Genomic DNA, 5,936 nt, shown 5'->3' with positions numbered 1-5,936 from the left:
TAGTCGCGGTACTTCTTCAGCTCGAACTTGGAAGCGGTGAGGATCATCATCTCGTCGGTGCCGCCGGAGACGCGGTCAACGCGAAGGTCGCGCCAGATGCGCTGGATGCGATGCTCGCCGGCCACGGCCACGCCAGCGAGAATCTGCATGGCGTCGTCGACGACCTCGAAGGCGGCATTGGCGCAGTAGTACTTGCACATGGCGGCAGCGCCCGGATCGAACTTGCCGTCGTTGTTGTCGGCTTCCCAAGCGGTTTCGTAGAGCATGTTCTTCATGTTCTTCAGCTTGATGGCCATCTCGGCGACCTTGAGCTGGTTGAGCTGCTGACGGCCGATGGGCTTGCCGAAGGCGATGCGCTGGTTCGCGTGGCGGCAGGCATCCTCGTAGCAGGCGATCGCCGTGCCGTAGTCGCAGGCGCCGACGAGCCAACGCTCGAAGTTGAAGTCGTTGATGCCTCGGGCGAAGCCGTTGCCTTCCTTGCCGAAGATGTCCTTCTCTTCGAGCTCCACGTTGTCCATGTAGACCTCGCAGCAGGAGTCCATGCGCAGACCCAGCTTGTTGAGCGGGGACAGGGACACGCCCGGCTTGCTCATGTCGAGGAAGAACTCGGTGAACATCTCGGGATCGTCGGCGTTCTTGGCCATGATGACCAGGTATTTCACGCCAGCGGAAGAGGTGATGAAGGTCTTGGTGCCGTTGAGGTAGATCTTGCCGTTCTCGCGCTTGTAGGTGGTCTGAAGCGCGGCGACGTCGGAGCCTGCGCCCGGCTCGGTGCAGGCGGAGTTCCAGATCTGCTCGCCGGATCCCAGCGTGGAGAGCACGGCCTCGATCTGCTCTTCGGTGCCCTCGCGGATGATGGTCTCGAAGCCGGGGAGCTGGTAGAGGACGTAGGTCGGTGCGCCGTAGCGGCCGAGGACCTCATAGACCGCCATAAGCGTCACGGCCGGCTGCTCAAGGCCGAGCCCGCCATGGCTTTCGGGGAGCATGATCGAGTCGAAGCCGAGCTCGCACAGGCCGCTCACCCAGCGAAGGGGGTACTCGTGCTTCTCGTCGCACTCTGCGAAGTAAGCTTCCCAGTTCTCGCTTTCCATGTAGTCGCGATAGCTTTCGACGATCAGCTCTTGCTCGTCACTCAACTTGAAATCCATTGCATTCTCCTTGTCGATATCCAGCGCAGCCTTTTGCCGCGCTGTGATTCCAAAAATGAAGGTGCGTGTTGGCTGCGGTTAGCGGCCGATGTTCCGAGCGATTTACGCCTCGTCGGTTTCCACGCCTGCTGCCAGGTTCTTCTTCATGGCACGGCGCGTCATGACCAGGCAGAAGCAGCCGAGGACCGCGAAGACAACCAGCGCGATGAAGATGGTGTTGAAGGCGTCTGCGCCCTGGGCGTCGATAAGGCCGCCGAACCAGGTGTGGACGAAGGTGTCAGGCAAAAAGCCGATGACGGACAGCAGGCCCGACGCGGTGCCGAAGATGCTCATCGGAACCTTGGCCTCGGTGAGGGGGGAGGAGCCGATGGAGAAGGCGCCGTAGGTCACAAAGCCGAGGACGACGACCAGCACGGCGATCGGGATGACCAGGCCAGCCTCGCGGGGCATGACCATGAAGGCGGCCAACACGATGACGCTTGCGGCGAAGAAGATGAGGATCGACTTCGAGGGGCTCTTCAGCTTGTCGGCGAAGAAGCCTGCAGCTGGTCCTGCGATGAGGCCGATTCCGTAGGTGCGGATGAGGCCGACGACGGAGACGATGGCGACCGGCGCTGCGAAGCAGGTGGTCATGAACGGCGTGGTGTAGGTGACGCCCATGTAGACGAGGTACACGAAGAAGTAGGCGAGGCAGGCCCAGATGACGCCCGGGTGCTTGATGGCCGTGACAACCTCTTTGAGGCTGAAGAGCTTGGCGTTCTTGTCGATCTCGCCCTTGAAGTCAGGGATGAGGATGAAGGACAGGATGGCCAGGATGGCGATGAGCACGCCCAGGAAGACGAGCAGGATCTGGATGCCCTGGGAGGCGTCGGCGATGGCGGAGATGATGGCCGTGTTGATGAGGCCGACGATGAGGCCAGCGGCGCCGTAGATGGAGTAGCTCACGCCGATCTTGGAGGCGTAATCCTCTTCAGAGCAGCACAGACGCACGATCTTGAAGCGCGTGCCCCACCAAATGAGGATGGAGGTGATGCCGAAGCCGACGAAGATGATGTAGAGCATCTCGATGGAAGGCAGCATCGCGTAGATGAAGGTCAGGACCGCCGTTCCTCCGAATCCGACCCAGGAAAGCGTGCGCATGCGCACCTTGTCAGCGATGATGCCTGCTGGCAGGTAGGTGATGACGGCGACGATGGCGTAGCAGGAAAGCAGTGCACCGAGGTCGGCGTTCGTGCAGCCGAGGCCCTGCATCAGCGGTTCGTAGAAAACGTTCTTGAGGTAGATGGGCGTGTAGATGATTGATGAGCCCATGGAGACGAGCACGATGAGAAACCACTTGTGCAGACCGCTCAGGTCCTTATAAGTGAGCTCTCCTCTGCTCTTCGCAAGCATCGACATTATTCGATCCTTTCTTCATTCTATTGCGCCCGGTTCCCAGGCATTCGGCTTAGTTAGGTGGAGGGGAGGAGGTGCGGAGGGGGTTCGGACGGCCCCCTCCGCGGAGAGGAAGAATGCAGGTTTACTTACCCTGCCAGTTCGGAGTGCGCTTCTCGACGAAGGCTGCGGGGCCCTCGATGCCGTCTTCGGTCTTCTCGATGAAACGATAGGCCGCGTCGCAGTAGCGCATCGCGTCCTCTTCGGACATCTGGGAAGCAGCGTGGACGATCTGCTTGGTGAACTTGAGCGAGAGAGGTGCGTTCTTGGCGATGGTGGTCGCGAGCTCAAGCGCCTTGTCCATGACCTCTTCGGCGGGAACGACGTAGTTGACGAAGCCGATTTCCTTGGCTTCTGCGGCGTAGACGAGGCGAGCGGTCAGGAGCATTTCCATTGCAGCCTTGCGGGGAACGTCGCGAGCCATGCGGACGAGGCCGCCGGTAGAGGCGATGAGGCCGACCTTGGGCTCGGTGAGGCCGAAGCGGGCATGCTCGGCGGCGACGACGATGTCGCAGGAAACGGCGATCTCCATGCCGCCACCCGCTGCGACGCCGTTGACGGCGCAGATAACCGGCTTGGGGCAGAGACGGTCGGTGAGGCCGCCGAAGCCATGGTCGGTAACGGTCATGCACTCGCCGCCGCTGGACAGCTCGGAGAGATCCTCGCCAGCGCAGAAGGCCTTCTCGCCCGTGCCCGTGACGATGATGACGCGCACGCGGTTGTCCTTCTCAGCCTTGTTCATGATCTCTTCCATGGCGGCAGAGGTGACTGCGTTGATGGCGTTGCGCTTCTCGGGGCGGTTGATGCGCATAATAAGCACGCCGTCCTCGCGAAGGTCGGTCACAACCTCTGGTGTACCGTAGAAATCTGCCATTTTATCCTCCTTTAGAAAGTGGGATCGTTTGCCGGTCTTGGGTTGCTCTTATCGGCTTTCCGGCTTGACCCGCATCCTATGGAGCGCGGCGCGAAACGTCATCGCCAGGACTTCGGTAATGAGGTAATCGCACGAAAAACGTGCATCGCAAATTCTTAGTGATGATGCCTTTGACCATGGGAAAGTGATGGCTCGACAGTCAACCCCGAAAGCGCCTTTCGCGCGGTCTCGGGAAGGCCCGAAATCGTCCCTCGGCCATCCTCTCGAAGCCTCGGGGAAGGGGGTTTGGAGGGTATCGCGATTTTCTGAGTAACGGGTATTTCACGGTTATCTGGCGATGCGAACGCCGCTTGCGGAGTGCAAGATGACCTCAACGCGCAGGGCGACTCCCCGAGGCACCCGAGCAGATCGCTTGGGCATCCTGAAAGCGTCAACCTGCGGACAAGCCTCTGTACAAGCATATGAAGGGAAGGCTCAAGATGAAAATAGCCGCCGCATTCAAAGTGGTCCCCGACGATCAGGACATCAAGGTCGCAGGAGATCGCACGCTCGACTACTCGAAGGCAAAGAACACCATCTCGGTGTACGACCTGAATGCCTTGGAAGTCGCTTCTCAGCTCGCCGCTGAGGTCGAGGGCTCCTCGGCAGTGGCGATCACCGCCGGTCCTGCTTCGATCGACGAGTCCAAGCTGAAGAAGAACGTCCTCGCCCGCGGCGTCGACGAGCTCTTCATGATCGCCGACGATGCCTGTGCCAACATGGACGCCAAGGCCACCGCATGCGAGCTCGCAGCGCTTGTCGAGAAGATTGGCGATGTCGACGTGGTCGTCTGCGGCGACGGTTCCGCTGACAACTATGCGCAGCAGGTCGACGTGCAGCTCGCCTGCAAGCTCGGCTGGCCCGTGGTGAACGCCGCCACCAAGATCAGCTGCAAGGGCGACGCTCTCGAGGTCGAGCGTGTGCTCGAGGACGTCGTCGAAGTGGTCGAGATCAGCCTTCCCGCCGTCATCTCCGTGACTCCGGATGCCGCCGAAGCGCGCATCCCCGGCATGAAGGACATCCTTGCTGCCGGCAAGAAGCCCATGAACGTCGAGGCTGCAGCGGGCTCCGTCGCCTCCAGCATCGCCGTCGTCGACTGCAAGGCTCCCGAGCAGGCCGACCGCAAGCTGCAGATCTTCGATGCCGCCGAGGACGGCGCCGTCGAGAGCTTCGCAGCCGCCCTCAAGGCAGCCCTGTAGGTCAAGCGCTATCAAGCACAAGAAAGGCAGAGTGAACACTCATGAAAGCATTGATCATTGCTGAGCACGCAGGCGCAGCGGCAGAGCTGGCAGCGGGCGCGCGCACCATGGCCGACGAGATCGTCGCCATCTCCTTCGGCGAAGCGAGCGATTGCGGCGCCGACAAGGTCCTTCGCATCACCGTTCCCGAGGGTGTTGCCCTCGACGCCGCGGCCGACACCGTGAACGCCGCGTTCGACGCAGAGCAGCCGGGCATCGTCCTTATCGAGGCGACCCGCCACATGAAGGTCATTGCCGGCAGCCTCGCCTTCCACGCGGACACCGCGGTCATCACCGACGTCATGTCCTTCGAGGACGCAGGTGCTCGCAGCATGTACTTCGGCGGCATCGCCGAGCGCGTGCAGAAGGCCGAGGGCGACGTCGCGATTTACACCGTCGGCGCCGGCGTGTTCGAGGCCGCTGAAGGTGTCGCCAACGGCGCTGTTGCGGATCAGGAGTGGGTCGAGCCCGCTCGCCCCGTCAAGGTCCTCTCCTCCAAGGCCATCGAGAAGAGCGGTGTCGATCTGTTCAAGGCCGACGTCGTCGTCGCGGCAGGCCGTGGCTTCACCGAGGAAGGCCAGCTCGACATGGCGCGCGATCTGTGCGGCAAGCTCGGCGCGGGCCTGGCGTGTTCTCGTCCGCTCACCGAGGGCGTCAACTGGCTTCCCACCGAATGCTACGTGGGCGTCTCCGGCCTCATGCTGACCCCCAAGGCCTACATCGCCTGCGGTATCTCCGGCCAGATGCAGCACATGGTCGGCTGCAACCGCTCCGGCGCCATCTTCGCCATCAACAAGGACAAGAACGCCCCCATCTTCAAGCAGTGCGACTTCGGTCTTGTGGGCGACATCAAAGACGTCCTGCCTGCGCTTACCGCAGCTCTGTAAGGAGTTTCTCCCCGCCCCGCATCGCGCCTTTTTCTCCACATCGCCGATTCCTCCGAGCGATTACTCCCCGCCATATCCCTCAGGCGCGATGCGGGGGTCTCAACTGCACGCAAGTCGACAGCCCGTTTCGGCTGCGAGTGAAAGGATAGCGATATGTCAGACTTCGACGCGATCGTGGTGGGCGCGGGCTGCGCCGGCTCGGTCGCAGCGTACGAGCTCGCGAAAGCGGGCAAGAGCGTGCTGGTCGTGGAGCGCGGCAACTTCGCCGGCGCCAAGAACATGACCGGCGGCCGCATCTACTCCCACTCCCTCAAGC

Annotated in this window: 6 protein-coding genes; 3 read left to right on the top strand and 3 right to left on the bottom strand. The window is 61.9% G+C overall.

Annotation, left to right across the window (positions count from 1 at the left end; translation table 11 throughout):
* From caiA to Q0G85_RS10105, 3 genes are all read right to left on the bottom strand, one after another.
* On the bottom strand, positions 1-1,148 hold a 1,148-nt coding region (caiA, locus tag Q0G85_RS10115), incomplete at its 3' end, for a crotonobetainyl-CoA dehydrogenase (protein WP_296061883.1).
* Positions 1,149-1,250: 102 nt separating this feature from the next.
* The gene (locus tag Q0G85_RS10110; RefSeq protein ID WP_296061887.1) at positions 1,251-2,546 is read right to left on the bottom strand and encodes an MFS transporter; all 1,296 of its coding nucleotides are present in this window, start codon (positions 2,544-2,546) and stop codon (positions 1,251-1,253) included.
* 121 nt (positions 2,547-2,667) lie between these two features.
* Positions 2,668-3,456 (bottom strand): enoyl-CoA hydratase-related protein, encoded by a 789-nt coding sequence (locus Q0G85_RS10105; RefSeq protein WP_297157608.1) that lies wholly within the window; start codon positions 3,454-3,456, stop codon positions 2,668-2,670.
* A gap of 479 nt (positions 3,457-3,935) precedes the next feature.
* Here Q0G85_RS10105 and Q0G85_RS10100 point away from each other — a divergent pair, with 479 nt between their 5' ends.
* From Q0G85_RS10100 to Q0G85_RS10090, 3 genes are all read left to right on the top strand, one after another.
* Positions 3,936-4,694 carry an electron transfer flavoprotein gene (locus tag Q0G85_RS10100; protein ID WP_296061893.1) on the top strand — a complete coding sequence of 253 codons (759 nt, stop codon included), beginning with the start codon at positions 3,936-3,938 and terminating at the stop codon, positions 4,692-4,694.
* 41 nt (positions 4,695-4,735) lie between these two features.
* Entirely contained in the window at positions 4,736-5,620 is an 885-nt protein-coding gene (locus Q0G85_RS10095; RefSeq protein ID WP_297157606.1) for an electron transfer flavoprotein subunit alpha/FixB family protein, read from the top strand.
* Between the two features lie 153 nt (positions 5,621-5,773).
* Positions 5,774-5,936: FAD-dependent oxidoreductase (locus Q0G85_RS10090; protein WP_297157612.1), on the top strand; the 163-nt coding region annotated here is incomplete at its 3' end.

Origin of the sequence: uncultured Ellagibacter sp., from assembly GCF_934617235.1 — a bacterium.
GTDB lineage: Bacteria > Actinomycetota > Coriobacteriia > Coriobacteriales > Eggerthellaceae > Ellagibacter.
Note: the sequence above shows the minus strand (reverse complement) of the source record. Positions and strands in the feature narration are given on the sequence as shown.

Coding starts and splice junctions, on each gene's coding strand:
- Q0G85_RS10095 (WP_297157606.1), top strand. CDS start 4,736: ATGAAAGCATTGATCATTGCTGAGCACGCAGGCGCAGCGGCAGAGCTG.
- Q0G85_RS10105 (WP_297157608.1), bottom strand. CDS start 3,456: ATGGCAGATTTCTACGGTACACCAGAGGTTGTGACCGACCTTCGCGAG.
- Q0G85_RS10110 (WP_296061887.1), bottom strand. CDS start 2,546: ATGTCGATGCTTGCGAAGAGCAGAGGAGAGCTCACTTATAAGGACCTG.
- Q0G85_RS10100 (WP_296061893.1), top strand. CDS start 3,936: ATGAAAATAGCCGCCGCATTCAAAGTGGTCCCCGACGATCAGGACATC.